This is a genomic window from Candidatus Accumulibacter sp. ACC003, from assembly GCF_907163085.1.
In the GTDB taxonomy this organism is placed as follows: domain Bacteria; phylum Pseudomonadota; class Gammaproteobacteria; order Burkholderiales; family Rhodocyclaceae; genus Accumulibacter.
In genome coordinates this window covers 338,275-355,838 of record NZ_CAJQTX010000011.1, presented here as the reverse complement: position 1 = coordinate 355,838, position 17,564 = coordinate 338,275, and the positions used below count along the sequence as shown (strand labels likewise).

The window sequence follows — 17,564 nt, the reverse complement described above, 5'->3', positions numbered from 1 at the left end:
CGGCAGCCACGGTCCCGATCAGGATCTATTCCAGATCGAAGCGATCGGCGTTCATCACCTTGGTCCATGCCGCGACGAAGTCATGGACAAACTTCTCCTGGTTATCATCCTGCGCATAGACTTCGGCGTAGGCGCGAAGGATAGCGTTGGAGCCAAACACCAGATCGACGCGCGTCGCCGTCCACTTGACCTGGCCTGTCTGACGCTCGCGGATTTCGTACAGCTTGTTGCCTAGCGGCTTCCAGACCTTGGACATGTCGGTCAGGTTGACGAAGAAGTCGTTGCTCAAAACGCCTTCGCGGTCGGTGAGCACGCCATGCTTGCTGCCACCGAAGTTCGTGCCGAGAACGCGCATGCCGCCCAGCAGCACCGTCATCTCGGGCGCGGTCAGGCCCATCAGTTGGCTGCGATCGAGCATCAACTCTTCAGCACTGACCACGTAGTCTTTCTTCAGCCAGTTGCGGAAAGCGTCGGCGACGGGTTCGAGCACGTCAAAGGACGCCGCGTCGGTCATCGCATCGCTGGCATCGCCGCGGCCCGGCGCAAAGGGAACGGTGATCGCGAAGCCGGCGGCCCTGGCCGCCAGCTCAATGCCCACATTCCCCGCCAGAACCAAAATATCGGCGACGCTGGCGCCCGCTTTGGCCGCGATTCCTTCCAGAACGAACAACACTCTGGCCAGACGCGCCGGCTCGTTTCCTGGCCAGTCTTTCTGCGGTGCCAGACGGATGCGCGCGCCATTGGCGCCACCCCGCTTGTCGGAGCCACGGAAAGTGCGCGCGCTGTCCCAGGCCGTCGCCACCATGTCGCTGATCGTCAGACCGCTGGCGGCGATCATCGCCTTGACGGTCGCGATCTCATAGTCCTTGCGGCCGATCGGTACGGCGTCCTGCCAGATCAGGTCTTCGTTCGGAACATCCGGGCCGATGTAGCGTGCCTTTGGCCCCATGTCGCGGTGCGTCAGCTTGAACCAGGCGCGCGCAAACACCGCCGAGAAATAGTCGGGATCCTTGTAGAAACGCTCGGCGATCTGTCGATAAGCCGGGTCCATCTTCATCGCCATGTCGGCATCGGTCATGATCGGGTTGTGGCGGATCGAGGCATCCTCGACATCAACGGGCCGGTCGGCTTCCCGGATGTCGATCGGCTCCCACTGCCAGGCGCCGGCGGGACTCTTCTTCAGTTCCCACTCATAGCCAAGAAGCAGATGGAAGTAACCGTTGTCCCACCGCGTCGGGTGCGTCGTCCAGGCGCCTTCAAGGCCGCTCGAGACGGTGTGGCGACCGATGCCGCGCTCGCTTTGGTTGATCCAGCCCAGGCCCTGCTCTTCGACATCCGCGCCCTCGGGGCTCGCGCCAAGGTCCGAGGCACTGCCATTGCCGTGGCACTTGCCGACGGTGTGGCCGCCCGCCGTCAGCGCCACCGTCTCTTCGTCGTTCATCGCCATGCGCGCGAAAGTCACCCTGACGTCCTTGGCCGTCCTGAGCGGGTCAGGCTGGCCGTTCACGCCTTCGGGGTTGACGTAGATCAGCCCCATCTGCACCGCCGCCAAGGGGTTTTCCAGCGTCTCGCGGCCCTCGCCGTCATAGCGACCGGCGGCCAGCCATTCCTTCTCGGATCCCCAGTAGACGTCCTTTTCGGGATGCCAGATATCCTCGCGGCCGAAGCCGAAGCCGAAGGTCTTCAAACCCATCGACTCGTAGGCCATGGTGCCGGCCAGGAGGATCAGGTCGGCCCAACTGATCTGGCTACCGTACTTCTTCTTGATCGGCCAAAGCAGGCGACGCGCCTTGTCCAGGTTTACATTGTCCGGCCACGAGTTGACCGGCGCGAAGCGCTGGTTCCCCGTTCCACCACCGCCGCGACCGTCGGCGGTGCGGTAAGTGCCGGCCGAGTGCCACGCCATGCGGATCATCAGACCGCCGTAGTGACCCCAGTCGGCAGGCCACCAATCCTGGCTATCGGTCATGAACGCTTTGAGCTCGCCTTTCAGCGCCTCGACGTCGAGCTTTTTGACCGCTTCCCGATAGTTGAAATCGTTTCCCAGTGGGTTGGTCTTGCTGTCGTGCTGGTGCAGGATGTCGAGGTTCAAGGCCTTTGGCCACCATTCCGTGTTCGACATACTCGTCGTCGTTGCCCCGCCATGCATCACCGGGCATTTTCCGCTTGATTTCAGATTATTCTCATCCATGGCAATCTCCTCAATGGGCGGTACAGCTGCCCTTGTTGAATACAGTCGATGTATTTGCAGAACGCCCTGGTATCACGAGGGCGTCACGGCTGCCGGAGCACTCAAATCTGGCGGGATACATCGAAGCGCAATTCAGACTAGCACTGGACGTGCTTCAACACCCAATGACTTTTGGCAATGGGCTGGATAGTCGATGGCTATTTGTTCAGTCATAGCGATCGCGCAAAGAGGACGATACTGGAGTTTTTTGCTTGTCGAGCGAAGTTCTCAAAGATGCGGATTTCACCCCGGAGATCGTGGCGCGGCAGGAATGCGCGGCAGAGCGGAACGTCAAAACTGCCCGAGATGATGATGGCGTCGCCGAGGTGCAATCGCCGTATCATGCGATCCAGATGACCGCTTCCAGCCGTGAACACACGCAGCGCCCAGCAAAAATGGCCGAGCGTGAATGGCAGATCACTGATCCGCAACCGGACGCCTAGATACCGGTCGTGGCACACCTTTAGAATATCTTCCTGGATGGAGAACGTAGACTTGAATACCAAGACTCATCGTATCGTGCTCATCGCGCTTGCATGTGTTTGTGCGTCTTCTTTTGCTACTGCAGCGTCCGCACTCGACACCGCAAAGCTGACCGAAGCGGTGCAGGCTGAAGAGAAACTCTTGCAAGCCAGAGTAGGCATGGCCGTGTTCGACGCCAATACCGGCGAGACCTGGCAATACCGGGGCAACGAGCGCTTTCCGCTGAATAGCACCCACAAGGCATTCAGTTGCGCCGCATTTCTGGCGAAGGTGGATCGAGAGTCTATCGCACTCGATCAAACCGTATCGATTCGCAAGCAGATGCTGGTCACGTATTCGCCAATCACCGAGAAATCGCTGGCCCCCAAAACCATGACATTGCGCGAGCTTTGCCATGCTGCGGTAAGTTATAGCGACAACACCGCAGCCAACGTCGTCCTGGATGCCATTGGTGGGACGAGCGGATTCACCGCCTACATGCGATCGATCGGCGATAAAAAAACCCGGATTGATCACCACGAGCCCGACTTGAACGAAGCAAGGCCGGGCGACGAACACGACACCACCACGCCCGACGCTATCGTCGAAAGCTTACGAAAAATTCTTCTTGGCGACGCCTTGTCGGCTCGCTCCAGAGCTGAACTGAAACAATGGATGCTCGACGACCAAGTCGCCGACGCCTTGTTGCGCGCCGCACTGCCAGCCGACTGGAAAATTGCCGACAAAACAGGCGCTGGTGGCTACGGCTCTCGCTCGATAGTCGCCGTGATCTGGCCGCCATCAAAGCAAGCGCTGGTTGTTGGCATCTACGTCACGCAAACCAGCGCGTCCATGCAAGCGAGCAATCAGGCCATCGCGAGAATTGGTGCCGCGTTGAGAGATGCGGTGCGCCCGTGATATGGTGACAAGAAGCGGTGACAAAACGCGCTTTCGGTACTAATATTCGCAACGTAGTCTGCCACCTGTATGTTCACTCCATCACGCCAGAAATGCGCACCAGCGTCGTCTTTCTTCGCCCACCACAGCGGAAAATAACTCAGCGCTACAAAGCGTGTTTTTCAAGAGCGGCAATTATCCGAACACTGTCCAATCCGAGAATGACAATGATCTCATTACATCGCCTACTTACCGCACCATTAATGCTCTACAGCTTCTCCACTTACGCTGCTACCCTCTACGAATGCCGCGCCTACGACGGGAGCAATTTCCTCTCCAACAACTACTGTTCTCAGAGCAAGGGGGTCAGTGTCCGGAATTGGACCGTGCCGGATAGAATGACTTTCGACCAGCAGGTCGAGAACGTCGAAGCGGAAAAATCTCAAGAACGCGCTCGACTACACGCAGAAATCGCCAGCAAAAACCAGAGCCAAGCACACGCGAGAATGGCGAGTCAAACCAAGGCGAATCAATGCGAATGGATTGACGCCACGATCGCCACCAAGGACTCGGAGTTACGACAGCCTCATTCAGCCCAGCTGGGCGACTATCTAACCGAGGAACGAAGGAAGCTAATGGATCAGCGGTTTGCGCTGGGGTGCTGATTGCGGCGGCTTTCTTGCTTTGCCGAAATTTCCTCCGAAGACTTTTCCGGGGGAAAGATGGACAGACAACGGTTTCGGTACAAATATTCTGAAACGTGGTCTGCCTATTATGCTCATACTTATTGTTCTTAGCTGCCGTTGATGCCCATTGACGTCAGCGGCCGGCATGAGTCCATAACCGAATATCGAGCTAAAATTCGCGGCGAAGGGCCGATTTGGCAATCGCCTTACTGTAAGATCCGTCCCATATGAACCATCCGCATTTCACGTTATGCAAGCCACCTATCTGATGTGGCGCCACCCATTGCACGTAGGGTGAGTACTTCTAGCGATAGCATTCATTCAACATTTTAAATAGCCACCCACGAAACATGGAGGTAAAGGCCCTGCTCAAGGGTAAGTGAGCTCGGGTGTGGAATCATGCTCTGTTTCATCCGGCTGCCCAGCCATTCTCCGTTCATAGTGCCGTATTGTCCTACTAATCTCTGGGTCGCCAATCTCGGCCTCTGACGCCTTCAGAAGCTTCATGGCGTCGTCGTAGATGCTGTATTTACTAGTAAGTCGGTGCATCTCGATCCCTATCTCACAATAGGCGGCAAGTAGGTGCCTGTGGTTCTGGTTCTGGATTCGCGATATACTCTGAAGGGCGGCATCCTTGGCTTGGTTGAGTATGGCGACACGATCCTCAAGCAGGATACCAGGTGTGTAGATCGCTCGGCACATTAGGAGCTTTATCCTGTAGCGCGCAATCGTGTGGTCGCGGCGGAAGTCCTTTTCGTAGATGCGGATTTCCGCGTCCGATTTCTCAAACTCACCCATTTCGATCATATTGCGGATCAGGCGATGACGAGGAACGCGCTCGCCGGGTGCAATTGAGATCATCTTGCGTAGCAGCCGATTCTGCATTCCCTTGTCCTGAATTCGCGATAGACCGGTCTCGAGGTTACACATTTCCCGAATAGTTCGCACTTCTATGTCGTAGGTTGGCGATATCGAGTCGATAACCTTATCAAAAAGCTCGATGATCTGACCAGTGTCGTGGAACTTGTAGCGCGTCAGGATCCCGACGATGACGTTGTGGCGGCCGCGCCAACCATAAATTCCCTCTCGCGGGTCGATAGGATACTCACTGACAATATCGGTAAGGTTATCGAGTATCGCGGCAATACTCATCACAGGTATGCCAAGCAGGCGGATCACGAGTTGGCGGTGTACACGGATGCCAGAACTCTCCATGGCGGCCACGAAGCGATATATCTCTTGAAGCTCGGGACGGAGTGCAGCATACTCGCGCAATATGATGTCATCAAATTTTTCGGTTGAAAATATATTTTTCATGCATACGAAAGTCTCGGACTCGCAGCGCACTGTTAGTCGCCTGCGTTTCTCGAAGCGCGAGAAGCCACTGAAATCGTCGCCGACTAGCGCCCGCACACACGGGTTAGACTCAACGAGGTTGAGCAACCCATCGATCTCCGCCGGTCGCAGGCGTCCCATGCCGAATTCGCGACCGGCTCTATGAACAACAACTGACTTGACACGTGGGTTCCAATGGTTACGGCTAGTGGCAAGAACGAGCCTCAGCGTGCCGAGCCGCTCGGCGTAAAGAGCGTCGAGTAACTGACTGATCTCATGGAGGTGAGAATGCGCATCGTCGATGAATAACACGCCCTTGGCATCCTGGGAGCGCATCGCTTGGGCAACTGAGATCCAGTCATTTACCTGCAGCTGGAAATCGTTCTTGTGCTCCCAGCCGAAATGACCCCGCTCTCTCAAGCTCAGTAGTGCCTGGCGAGCAGCAGTAGTCTTCCCCATACCACCTGCGCCGAGGATAACGACGCATAGCTGTCCACCATCAAGAAATTTTACGATTTCTGGAACGACGTTCCGGCTGAACGTTAGCCCCGCGTGAATGTCGGCGTAAGTCGCTGGCCAGCCATTAAACATCCTTGCCGAATTGCTCTCACAACAGACGGCGTGGGCCACATCGATGGTTACTGGCCACAATCCCGGGCGATGATCGAACAGATGCCCTGTTGCGCTATACACAGGAAACGTTGCCGGCAGCTTGCTTGCGATGGCTGCGAAGAACTCGTCGAGGCCGCCGAAGCAAACACGAATACCCCGCTTTTCCCAGAGCGTTGCGCGATTGGCATCGTGCGTATACATGAGGAGTGTAATTCGGCTGATACCACCTGCCTTGCCGGCAATTTCTGCTGCACGATTGGCGATTTCGCGAATATGCTCATCCGCTAGAGAATGCCCGATGACTACTAGGTTAGCGCTGCTTACGTCGGCACGTAAACGGTCATAAAGAGTTTCTCGAAACGTTTGAGTATGATCATAGTCGTTATCTGTAAGAACAATGCGAGCAGCATTCCCGTCGCAAACGTCCTTATTGATTGAGCCGTGCAACTTGAAAAGCTTGACGGCATCAGGATGTCCGTGGACAGTAAAGTCAAAATTCGACTCATAAACCTCCAACGGGGCCTCGGACTTTTTGTAGCATTGCTCAATCAGCGTTTCGTAGTTCGTCGTGTAAATCGCCTTCCACTTGTATAAAGGAAGGTTAAGTAGGCTCCCTGTGGGCCGGAGGGACCCAAATGGTTTGCGCAAGGCTTCAATGAGTTGCCTCCGCGAGTATTTGTCTTCTAGAATTCCAGTAAATTCACGAAGCGTGTAGCCATCACATTGCTCGCCTAGTAAGGCCTCAAGCACGCTGATAAGTTTTTCGACGGACGGCGCGCCAGACGGAATGCTCGCACCTGCACCGAAGAACAGGACGGTTTGAGCTGGGTCGATCTCGGAAGCGAGACGGGATAACTCGATAGGCATAGCGGACTTTCATAGATGATGTTCGATTGTACCGTTTCTCGCAATCCGGTGTGCGCAAGCGGGAACGCCACGCAACCAGGAGAAAACCAGGGTTGTCGGCGCTGTTATTATGGTCTGAGCCCTATTCTTTTCGCGTCGTGTTTAACCAACCATATCGATGCGGATCTTCGGCCAGCAAAAAGCGCTTCATGGCCTCGCGGCCATCCGCATCCAGCCGGTGATAGATGCTTCGCAGTTCTGAATCGATGCTCTTTTCGGTTGCGCCGCGCTCTCGCGCTTTTTCATACCATGCGTGACCACGTTCAAAGTCGCCTTGCTCCATGTGCACGGCGCCAAGCAAAGTGCACGGGCGATAATCGCGAGGCATCAGGGAGTGCGCCGTCTCACCCATCTGAATCGCTTCGGGCCGTCGATTGAGGTCGCGCATCACCCCACCGTGAGTGGTGAGCACGGCGGAGCGAAGCTTTGGCTGCTTTAGGCGATCAAGTGCAAGGCTCTCAAGCAGTTCGAGCGCGGTCTCTGGGCGCTTGCACTTCCGGTAGTGCCCGCTGGCGTTGACGACCTGCCAGGGATCGCCGCTACGGCGATACTGGTCGGCATGGAATTCTGCTTCGAGAAGATGGTAAGCGTCCCGAATTGGCTTCGTGAAGAGATCTTTGGCTTCGGTGCCGAGCCAGACAAGCTCGTCTTGGGGCAGGCGCTTACCGCCATCGATCTGTTGGAGCAGCTTGGTCATTCGTGGCATCAATGACTTATCGGTCAGCGCTACCCCATATTTTCTGTACAAGCTTTGCTCCTGCATCATCGCGATGTACTCGGGGTCGCTTTCGCGAGCGATGCGGGCGGCCTCGGCGGCCTCCTCTTTGTGCTTGCGCGCGGCCAACTCGGCCGCGGCGGTTTTTGCTGGCCCGATGTATGCGTCGAAGCTCAGTTGACCAAACGCGAGCCGGTAAAGCTCGTCGGGTGCCTTGTTCTTGAGCTCGCTGAGTTGATCATCGCTTAGCGGTCGGCCCTCGAAGAGAGCGTCCAGAATGTCGCTCATGGGTGGACAAAGCACACCGGAAATGTGGCTCAGCTGGAAGTGACGAGCGATCTCGTCGGCAGTCGGCGCGGCGTAATCGGCAGTCATCGCACGCGCCTGGTAAGCGGCGGCGGCCAGTCTGGAATTGCATTCACGCTGTGCTTTCCATTCGGCCTGGCGAGCCCTTTGCGCCTTAAGAACGGCTTCACTGGCCTCCCGCTCGCGCTGGCGCCGGAGCGGGCGCGAAGCTTCCCACTCCGCTTCTGAGGCCACCTTGGCGGCCAGATACTTGCTCCTGCGAGCCAGGTAGTCGGTCCTGCGGGGAAGGTAGTGGGCTTCACGTGCCTGCGCCTCGGCTTCCCTGGCTTGATGCGCCGCCTTCGCGGCCTGGTTTTCTTTCAAACAGTCGGCGTCGAGCTCAGCGAGGTAAGCCTCGTGGGTGATCTCGCCGCAGGCCAGTCGCAAAAGGCCGGGAAGACCCTGCTCCCGCAGGAAGTCCAGCGCGAATTTCGTTAGTGGGTGCCCCTGATGCATGCGCGCGAGGATAGTGCTCAGGCGCGAGCCGGGAATCGTTGCCGCGGAAATATGGCTGACGCAGTAGTGATCTGCGACGAGAGAAGTCGAAGTGCCCATACCAGTCCGATAGTAGTTTGGTGATTCCTGGCAATCGATTATAGCGAAATCAGCCAGCCGGCTCGCTGCCCGGTGAATGATTCCGGCGTGCAAGCCGAAAGGCGCGGCACCAGTGAAGGGGACGGTGACGACTTGCAAGATTCGCGATCTCTCGACACGTAATGACGGCTAGACGGCTGCACGAGGCTCGCCGACTCAAGTTCGAAGCTCTGAGCCTTGACTTCGAAGCTCAGAGCTTTGACTTCGAAGCTCAGAGCCTTGACTTCGAAGCTCAGAGCCTTGACTTCGAAGCTCAGAGCCTTGACTTCGAAGCTCAGAGCCTTGACTTCGAAGCTCAGAGCTTTGACTTCGAAGCTCAGAGCTTTGACTTCGAAGCTCAGAGCCTTGACTTCGAAGCTCTGAGCCTTGACTTCGAAGCTCAGAGCCTTGACTTCGAAGCTCTGAGCTTTGAATTCGAAGCTCAGAGCCTTGACTTCGAAGCTCAGAGCCTTGACTTCGAAGCTCTGAGCCTTGACTTCGAAGCTCTGAACCTCAAGCTCATAGCTCTGCACCTCAACCGTGCCTTGCAAAGAGTCAGGTTCGTGACTCCGATAGTCAGCGGCTAGTCTCAAAGACCGAGTTTCATTCCTCCGGCAATCAGCTGTCAGTGATCTTGACTTAAAGTCATCGCTTCGCGAGTCAAGGCGGCGTGTCGGACGGTCACCGTAAGGGCTTCGACGCTCGCGCGCCGGCTTGCTGCGGCCGGCGCGCGCGTTTACAGAGCCACACGCCGTTCAGATGGCGGCTGGCTTGCTGGCCTTGCGGCGGTGGCCATAGCGCGCGCTCATTGATTCGCGCATCACGTCGAGCGCCGCGCCCTTGCCGGCTGCCTTGGCTATGGCATAGCCCTCGAGCGCCGAGCTCAGGATATCGCTGCCCAATGCCATCTCGGTGTCGGCGACCCGCTCAGCCAGCTGCTTGATGCGCACGGCAAGCGGTCGCAGTTGATCGAACGCGGCGAGATCGCGTTCGGCTTCGGCGAAATCAAAACTCGGCGGCAGAATCTGCCGATTCTGGGCGAGAACGATCAGCGTCTGGCGGCACGCCGCTTCGGTCTTGTCGCCCATCTTGTTGAGGCCGCGCCGCTCATCGACCGAGAGTTCAATAAGCCCGGCCAATTTCTCTTCCAGCGTCCCGACCGCCGCGTGAATGGTGGCGAGATCATCGGCGCTAAACGATATCGAGATCATATTCTGAGTCATGAGAGCTTCTCCTTCGCAGTTGGGGACCAGGGAAAACGCGTCGCGAGTATCTACCCGCACCGTTGTGAATGTCAATTAACTCCGAGCGCCACTACAAAAAGCGGCCCCGGCTGTGGCAACGTGGGCGAACTCACGGCAGAGTCGGCCGACCTGGCGAATGGCCTTGCGCACGCGCTTTTTCTTGGCTGCCGACTCGCTGCTGTTCCGATAATCGCTGCTGCAGCAAGGCCGACGGTCTGGCAAGCCAAATTCTCATATCGCCCTCGATAGCCAGCAGGCATGTGACGGCGCCGATCGCCTCGACGGCCGGCAGCGCTTGCGGCAATGCCAGCAGATTGTAATCACTCGTCGACCAACAGAGAGGCCCGCCGTCGCCGCGCGCGATGCGCGCTTCGTTTTCCTCGATAAGCCGCCGCACTTTGTCGAGAACGAACCGGGGATTGTGCCGACGAGAGCGTCCAGGCGAAAGCCGGCTTCGCTAGCTTGTCGGTGCATCGCGCCGTTCCTGGGCGAGAGCAAGCCAAGGGGCTTTGCTCGCCACCAGTCCAGCAAACTTCAATGCGGAAGGCGGCGCCTGTCAGCAGCGGAGTCGACATAGCTTGAAGGTCGCAACGCGGCATTCGAGCTAACGCGCTTAGGGCACTCAGACGGCCGACAATGGGCATCAGATGACGCGTCGAAAAACAGCAAAAACAGACTGGCACTTTCCCCCTGGTGATCCTAGAATGTCTGCAGGGGACAAGGGACAATAGGCGACGCGCTTATCGGCAGCTCGCCAACAACACTCAATCAATGTGATCGCTTTTTCGACGCCAGCCCATGGAGAGCAACTCCTACGCCCCTGGCGGCGGGTCAGCGCGAGTATCAATGACAAGACGGTAAGCTCTAAGCTTGCTGCGCAATTCACGCGATCGCCGAATCATGCGGTGAACAGCCTAATGACCTTGATCTGCGTTTCGTTTAGGGCTTGTTGAATGAGTGCGTACCTACAGTTTGACAGCGCCAGAAATCGGCTAAGGCGCTGAGTCTGGATACTTTTCGTGTATCTCCATGAGCGGACTCCGAGACGAAAAATGCTGTAACGAGGTTCGTGCAGTGGTAAATGCTTTCCGATATTCTGTCGACCTCAGTTGGAGATAGAAATGAACTGCTTCACAAACGATTGCATCAAGAAATTGCTCCTGGAAGACGACGCCCCCCTGTTGTTGACGCGAGAGTACAAGCTGGAAAGACAATTGCATGCGCTAAAGGCACTTGCCCAAAGGTGCATCGCGCTGGAAACCAATGCCTCGGCGCACTTCCACCTCCCGACACACGCGCTCCAAGTTGAGGCAACGAGAGAAGAGCTTATCGACGAAGTCCAAGATATCTCTGCGACTTTCAAGGATGTCTTTCACGATGGCTCTATGGGAAAAGACATTGAGGACGAGATCCCGTATTTGCGCTCAGCCTTGGCACTTGAGAGCAAAGGCAATGTTGCCAAGCCTCTGTCGCCAGAGGCAGCTAAAGCATTCTTTTTTCACCACTTGGCGAATGTACTAAAAATACTAACACTTGCCGAGAATCACACATATGAAAAGCTCGCGCGAGAAAGGGCCAAACTACCTCCACAGCACCGATTTTGCTGCCGGATAAGCGTCTTGGGTCTTGTTGCCTTTGCCATTTTTACCGCTGCGTTTATTATTTACCTTTTGTTCTCTATAAGCGACGTAACTAAAAGCAAAATCAATGCGGATGCGCCTACATCAGCCAGTGCCGCGGATGCCCCCGCCAATAGCAATGGTTCAAGCGACGCACACAACATGCCAAAGGCCGAGTTCTCGGCGCCGATAGTCGTCGTCATCCCGCAAAACCTTGAAATAGGTGGGACAGAGTCCAAACCAAAAAATCAGTTAGCTACCGACAAAGAGCAAAAAAGCCCCCTTCAGACACCTCTGGAGCCGGCCAAGGCAATAACTCAACCGACAAGCACAAGTTGCCAAGCTTGACCGCTCCGGCTCTGATAGTCGTTGGCATTTGTGCCTTACTGGCGATTATATGGGCGATACAATCGTATTGGCGCCTCGTAATTATCGATGAACGTGACAAGCGTTGGCACCCACCTGAGACCGACAGTGACTGGTCGGGTCCCTACGCTTTCCACTCACTCGCGCAATCACACAAAGAATGGGCTCAACTTTGGTTCAGCTGGTGCGTCGCGATATTCCTCAGTGGCGTGACCTATGCGATTTACAACAGCGCGCATGGCGTCGAGGACGGCACTAAGGACTTCTCAGTCATGTTAGTGACGATGCTCAACAACTATCTCCACCATGGTCTGGTCTACGCTTTGTTTGCTTTTGCCTGGTATTGGGCCTCAAAGCACTACCGCTCACACTGGCATAATTACGTAGCCAATGCGTATCGGCACCGATCGCTGTACCGCTTCGAAATGCTACGCCGCGAGATACCCAGGAGGATGATCGGCGAAGCTGAGTCCTACAAGGAAGAAGCGAACAAGACGATCCTCGAACTCTTCAGACTTTCCGGGATCCTGCTGCTTATTCCCGGCGAGTCTTCCTATCTCGACAAGCCCGCCGGCGAGGATGTCTCCAAGGCGATACTGCGGATGGAAGAGGTGGCGAACGCGTTTGGGCACAGAGCTGAGGGCAGCGGCAAACACTGAAACCGCTGCAACGCCGGCGAACAAGCCGTCGCCCGGTCTTGCCGCTGGGCGGGCAACGCCAGCATTCACGATGCCGCCAAGGACCGCGGCATCGACCGGCGACGGCTCGCCGTGGCTATGCTAGCGGTCTGGCGTGTTCGCCGACCCGGAGCTGCCGGCTCTCGGCGCCGGACAATCGGGCCAGGTGCCGTTGCCGGTGGCTTCGCCGTCACCGACCGCATCCCGCGCTCCGCCGTGAATGCCGGCGCTGGCGCCATCACGCCACTCACGCTGGCGCTTGCCCATTCGCCGTGCGCGAAGGCGAGGCACGACCGGCGCCAGTGACGGGGCGCGAAGACGATGAGCGCCGCTTCGGGCAGTTTGTCACAGCCACATCATCCCTGACAGGCCAGAATAGAACGAGATGAGGCGCGCCGAGGTCTACCAGAGCGCATCGCAGCTCAGCCATCTGGCAGGATGTAGTTGAGCGCGATCGTCGGGTCCGATTTCGGGTCGGCGGCGCCACTGAGCGAACAAGACCGGGAGCACCTCTTGCACATTCCGTTTACGGCTGCACCGCGTCGCCTGTTTGGCCGCCTCTGCGTTCGCCTGCTGAGCCTGACGCTGGCGCTGCTGCCCGCGACGGCCTGCTTTGCCGGTGAGCAGGCCGAGCGCGCCATTGCGGCTGTCAAGCAATTGCTCGCATCGGGCGAGGTCAAGCCCGGCACGGTCATCCGGCTCAATCTCAAGCAGGGGAACATCGCCGCCTTTCTTGGCCGCGACAATGAACTCAAGAACGATTGGGAAAAAGCAACGGGAATCCTGCTCGACGCCGTCGTGATGCCGCAACTTGCTTCGCGCGAAGCGATCCGCAAGACCCCGGGTATTGATATCACGATAGCCCGCAACCACGAGTATCCCGACCTGCTCAATGAAGATCTGATCGAGGATTTGACGCCGTTCCTCAAGCGCTTCGGGTTCACGCTGGCGGAGGATACCCACAGCGGCTACATGCTGCTCCGTGAGCAGGCGTATCTGGGAGATCGCGTCGTCGCCATCCCGGCTGACCTCGATGTGCAACTGATCTATCTACGCAAGGATTTGCTCGAAGACCCCGAAGAAAGAAGGCGTTTCCGCAAGACGCACGGTCGAGATCCGGCCGTTCCGAAGACGTGGCAGGAGTACACGGAACTTGTGCGCTTCTTCAACCGCCCGCAGGAAGGCTTTTATGGCGCCCTCGAGCCACGTGAGAAACTGACCGCCTGGATGTACTGGCTGCCACGCTATGCCGCGTTCGCCGCACCAGGACAATACCTTTTCGATTCCCGGATGAAGCCCTTGATCGACTCAGCCGCCGGCATCGCGGCGACCGAAAGCTGGCTGGCGACGATTCCGTTCTCGCCACCGGAAATAAACAGTGACGGCAAGGACTACAGCTACACCCTGCCCTATTTTCTGCGCGGCAAGGGCTTCTCGACGCTGATCACGCCGGCCGGTGCCAAGCTCGCCAACCTCGACAAGTCGGCGATCAAAGGCAAGTTCATCGCCGCGCCGCTGCCCGGCCGCCTCGACGGCGATCGCCTGCTGCGCCGGTCGACGATCATGTACGGCAATAACCTCGTCCTGCCGCGATCGGGCAAGAACAAGGAACTCGCCTTCCTTTACGCCATGTGGCAGACCGACCCTGACAACTCGATCCGCTCGGTGATGGTCAGCGGTGGATTTGCCGACCCCTACCGATACAACCATCTGGCCAACGAAGAGATCCGCAAGGTCTACTCGCCGCAAGCGCTCGAGGCCTTGCGCGCCGCACTGCCGGACACCCTGCCGGCCGGCACCGGACTGCCGGGCGACGCCGACTATCTGGCGGCTCTCGGCCAGCAGCTTTCTCTAGCCGCGACGGGCAAGCAGAATGCCGCCGAGGCCATGGCAAAAACCGCCCGTGCATGGGAGGCGATCACCGAAGGTCTGGGGCGTGCGCAACAGATAGCGTACTGGCAGCACTTCCGGAAGAGCTTCCCGCGCGCTGTCAGTGCTCAGCGTCTCGCTGATTGAACGCCGAGATGACCCGAAGCCCACGGCTGACCATCGCGCGCCAGCTGACGCTTGGCTTCGGCGCTGTCGGCCTGCTGGTCCTGACTTTGCTAGGGGTGGGCGAACTGGTCGTTCGCGACGCCGCAAAACGTCTGGAAACGACGCTGACTCAACAGGTCAGACCGCTCGCCAAGCTCAATCGATTGCAGACCCGGATCAACCGCATTCGGGTCATTGAAATTGAGATATCGAAACTGACAGACTACTTCGCCGTATCGTCTCACGTCGCCCAGTTGCAAGCCGAAATGGCCGAGTTTTCTGCCGAGCTCGATGCCCGCAGCGCCCATCTCGTGGCCGAGGACGAGCTCGTCGCCAGACAACTGCACGAATCCTGGACACGCTATCGCGCCGACCTGATCCAGGTCATCGACCGTGCCGAGGCGATGCAAATGATCGACGCCGAGCGGATTTCCATTTTCGAGTCGGCGACTCGCTTTCGTTGGCTCTCCGACACGCTGCGGCAACTCGCCGAAGACACCGAAACCCACGCCGGCATAGGCTTCGAACGTGCGCTCAGCGAACACCAGAGCCAGCGCCGCATTTTCCTGGCCATTTCCAGCGTCGGCTTGCTGATCATCGCGCTGCTCGGTGTTCTGCAAGCCCGCTCACTCTCCAGCCGGATTTCGCGACTCGGCCTGGCAGCCCGGGAAATGGCTGAAAACCGCACCGACCAGCCACTGTTTTCGACCGGCAGCGACGAACTCACCGACCTCGCAGACGCCTTCAACGCCATGCAGGAGAAGGTCCATGCCCGCGAAAGCAGCCTGCGCGAAGCCAACTCCCGAATGGAGGATCGTATCGACGAGCGAACGCGCGAGCTGCACGAATCGAACCTTCTGCTGCGCCGCGAAATCGACGAACGCCACGTCGCCGAAAGCCGACTGCGACTGGTATCGGAGGCCATCCAGCACAGCCCGGCAGGGGTGATGATCATTGCCGTCGACGGCGACATCGAATACGCCAATGCCACCCTGCACGAGATGGCCGGGCTCGACGGCAACGCCTTCCCGCAAAATCTCGCCGAGATCGTCTGTGGTCAGTCATGTGGCCCCCGCGAGCTCGAGGAAGCATTGGCTGCGGTTCGCCAGTCCGGCGAGTGGCAAGCGACTGTCGAGGGACGGCGAAACGACCGCGCCTACTGCCAGCACGTTCGCATCTCGCCGGTGGTCGGCGATCATGAAAGCATCACGCACTTCCTGGTGGTGTACGAAGACATCACCCTGCGTCGTCAGCACGAGCAACAGATCATCCATCAGGCGCAGTACGATGGCCTGACGCACTTGCCCAATCGCCTGCTGGCGATGGACCGGCTGGGCCAGGCGATCGCCGTGGCCACCCGCGATGGCGGCCAGGTGATCGTCATGTTCATCGATCTCGACGATTTCAAGAAGGTGAACGACTCACTCGGACACGACGTCGGAGATTCCCTGCTCGTCGAAGCCGCCAGCCGGCTCGGCGCGAGTATCCGCGCCGAAGATACCGTAGCTCGCCAGGGCGGTGACGAGTTCCTGGTGATTCTCGGCAATCTGCACGCGACCAGCGATGCTCAGATGCTGGCGATGAAGATCATCAGCGCCTTTGCGCCACCCTTCCTGATCGATCAGCACGAACTGTTCGTCTCGCCGAGCATTGGCATCGCGGTCTACCCGAACGACGGCGATTCACCGAGCACGCTGTTGCGCAACGCCGACCTCGCGATGTACGACGCCAAGGACTCCGGCCGCAACACTTATCGCTTCTTCAATCAGGACGTACACGATCATTCGGTCCGGCGTCTGGCCATCGAGCACCGGCTTCGTAGCGCGCTGAGCAACAAGGAGCTGCGCCTGGTCTACCAACCACTGGTCGACGTGCTCACGCATCGCGTGATCGGAGCCGAGGCGCTACTGCGCTGGGCCAGCCCGGATTTCGGATTGCTGACACCCGATTCGTTCATTCACATCGCCGAGCAAACCGGAATGATTGTCGACATCGGCGACTGGGTCGTGGAGACCGCCTGCGGCGAACTGCGTACGTGGCTCACGATGCACGACAAGCCCTTACAAATGGCGGTGAACGTTTCGCCACGGCAGTTTCGCGACAGTCGAATAACGGAAACGATACGCGCTTGCCTGCAACGGCACCGGCTGCCGCAGGGCAGTCTGCAGATCGAGGTAACCGAAGGTCTGCTGATTCGCAATCGCAGCGAGGTGCTGAAAATCCTGCAGGAAATCGAGACCTTGGGGGTGCGCATTGCCATGGACGATTTCGGCACCGGCTATTCCTCGCTCAGCTACCTCAAGCGTTTCCCCTTCCACACTTTGAAGATCGACCGCGAGTTCATCCGCGACCTCGCCGACAACAGCGACGACCGCGCGCTGGTCGCTGCCGCCATACGCATGGGCAAGAGCCTCGGCTTGCGCGTGGTCGCCGAAGGCGTCGAAAGCGAGGAACAGTTGCGCATCCTCGCTGAGCTTGGATGCGATTCCATTCAGGGTTACCTGATCAGCAAGCCCGTCCCCGCCGAAGACTTCCGGGCTTTGCTCGATCGTTCCGATTGGCTGTCAGAGGCCAGCGACGCACGCCGCGAGCCGGTGGCCTAGTCGGCCTGCCAATCCCGCGCTCGCTGCCGGCGCTCGCCAGGAGACCATCGACTTGCGCGCTTGCTTCCTGGATGGCTGGCAGTGGATTGCCGCGTCGGCTACGCCTCCTGGCAATGACGGCGAGTGCCGGCGGGGTCGCTGGCGCAGGGGTTTGGCGCGGCTTTCAGGCGTGCTCTGTTGAAGGTCGGGGCAAGAATGCCGCAGCGCCACACCCGCCCACGCGTCATTGCGAGGAGGTGCAGCCGACGCGGCAATCCAGA

At 58.3% G+C, this 17,564-nt stretch carries 12 protein-coding genes; 7 read left to right on the top strand and 5 right to left on the bottom strand.

The genetic code is table 11. The features are described 5' to 3' along the window. Positions 1 to 25: 25 nt before the first annotated feature. Entirely contained in the window at positions 26 to 2,191 is a 2,166-nt protein-coding gene (gene katG / locus QZ656_RS23340; RefSeq protein WP_291995632.1) for a catalase/peroxidase HPI, read from the bottom strand. Between the two features lie 251 nt (positions 2,192 to 2,442). Between katG and QZ656_RS23335 the strand changes: the two genes are divergently transcribed. The 3 genes from QZ656_RS23335 to QZ656_RS23325 all read left to right on the top strand — a co-directional run bounded on the left by QZ656_RS23335 (position 2,443) and on the right by QZ656_RS23325 (position 4,254). Continuing rightward, positions 2,443 to 2,673, top strand: a complete 231-nt coding sequence (locus tag QZ656_RS23335) for a hypothetical protein (protein ID WP_291995631.1) — start codon at positions 2,443 to 2,445, stop codon at positions 2,671 to 2,673. 73 nt (positions 2,674 to 2,746) lie between these two features. After that, positions 2,747 to 3,610 carry a class A beta-lactamase gene (bla, locus tag QZ656_RS23330; RefSeq protein WP_291995670.1) on the top strand — a complete coding sequence of 288 codons (864 nt, stop codon included), beginning with the start codon at positions 2,747 to 2,749 and terminating at the stop codon, positions 3,608 to 3,610. A gap of 17 nt (positions 3,611 to 3,627) precedes the next feature. Beyond that, positions 3,628 to 4,254 carry a hypothetical protein gene (locus tag QZ656_RS23325; RefSeq protein ID WP_291995630.1) on the top strand — a complete coding sequence of 209 codons (627 nt, stop codon included), beginning with the start codon at positions 3,628 to 3,630 and terminating at the stop codon, positions 4,252 to 4,254. Between the two features lie 390 nt (positions 4,255 to 4,644). On the opposite strand, the gene QZ656_RS23320 is transcribed toward QZ656_RS23325, so the two are convergent. From QZ656_RS23320 to QZ656_RS23305, 4 genes are all read right to left on the bottom strand, one after another. After that, positions 4,645 to 7,089, bottom strand: coding sequence for an SIR2 family protein (locus QZ656_RS23320; RefSeq protein WP_291995629.1), 2,445 nt, complete (start codon positions 7,087 to 7,089; stop codon positions 4,645 to 4,647). A 121-nt stretch (positions 7,090 to 7,210) separates the two neighbouring features. Further along, complete coding sequence (locus QZ656_RS23315) at positions 7,211 to 8,743, bottom strand: hypothetical protein (RefSeq protein ID WP_291995628.1); 1,533 nt, start codon at positions 8,741 to 8,743, stop codon at positions 7,211 to 7,213. Positions 8,744 to 8,781: 38 nt separating this feature from the next. Beyond that, positions 8,782 to 9,294 carry a hypothetical protein gene (locus QZ656_RS23310; protein WP_291995627.1) on the bottom strand — a complete coding sequence of 171 codons (513 nt, stop codon included), beginning with the start codon at positions 9,292 to 9,294 and terminating at the stop codon, positions 8,782 to 8,784. A gap of 222 nt (positions 9,295 to 9,516) precedes the next feature. Beyond that, positions 9,517 to 9,984, bottom strand: coding sequence for a hypothetical protein (locus QZ656_RS23305; RefSeq protein WP_291995626.1), 468 nt, complete (start codon positions 9,982 to 9,984; stop codon positions 9,517 to 9,519). A gap of 1,142 nt (positions 9,985 to 11,126) precedes the next feature. Here QZ656_RS23305 and QZ656_RS23300 point away from each other — a divergent pair. The 4 genes from QZ656_RS23300 (at position 11,127) to QZ656_RS23285 (ending at position 17,304) form a co-directional block, all read left to right on the top strand. Continuing rightward, a complete protein-coding gene (locus QZ656_RS23300; RefSeq protein WP_291995625.1) occupies positions 11,127 to 11,972 on the top strand; it encodes a hypothetical protein in 846 nt (281 codons plus the stop codon). 227 nt (positions 11,973 to 12,199) lie between these two features. Then, positions 12,200 to 12,649 (top strand): hypothetical protein, encoded by a 450-nt coding sequence (locus QZ656_RS23295; protein ID WP_291995624.1) that lies wholly within the window; start codon positions 12,200 to 12,202, stop codon positions 12,647 to 12,649. A 462-nt stretch (positions 12,650 to 13,111) separates the two neighbouring features. Further along, positions 13,112 to 14,683 carry an extracellular solute-binding protein gene (locus QZ656_RS23290; protein WP_291995623.1) on the top strand — a complete coding sequence of 524 codons (1,572 nt, stop codon included), beginning with the start codon at positions 13,112 to 13,114 and terminating at the stop codon, positions 14,681 to 14,683. Positions 14,684 to 14,691: 8 nt separating this feature from the next. Beyond that, on the top strand, positions 14,692 to 17,304 hold the full coding sequence (locus tag QZ656_RS23285; RefSeq protein WP_291995622.1) for an EAL domain-containing protein: 2,613 nt from the start codon (positions 14,692 to 14,694) through the stop codon (positions 17,302 to 17,304). The last annotated feature ends 260 nt before the right edge of the window (positions 17,305 to 17,564 follow it).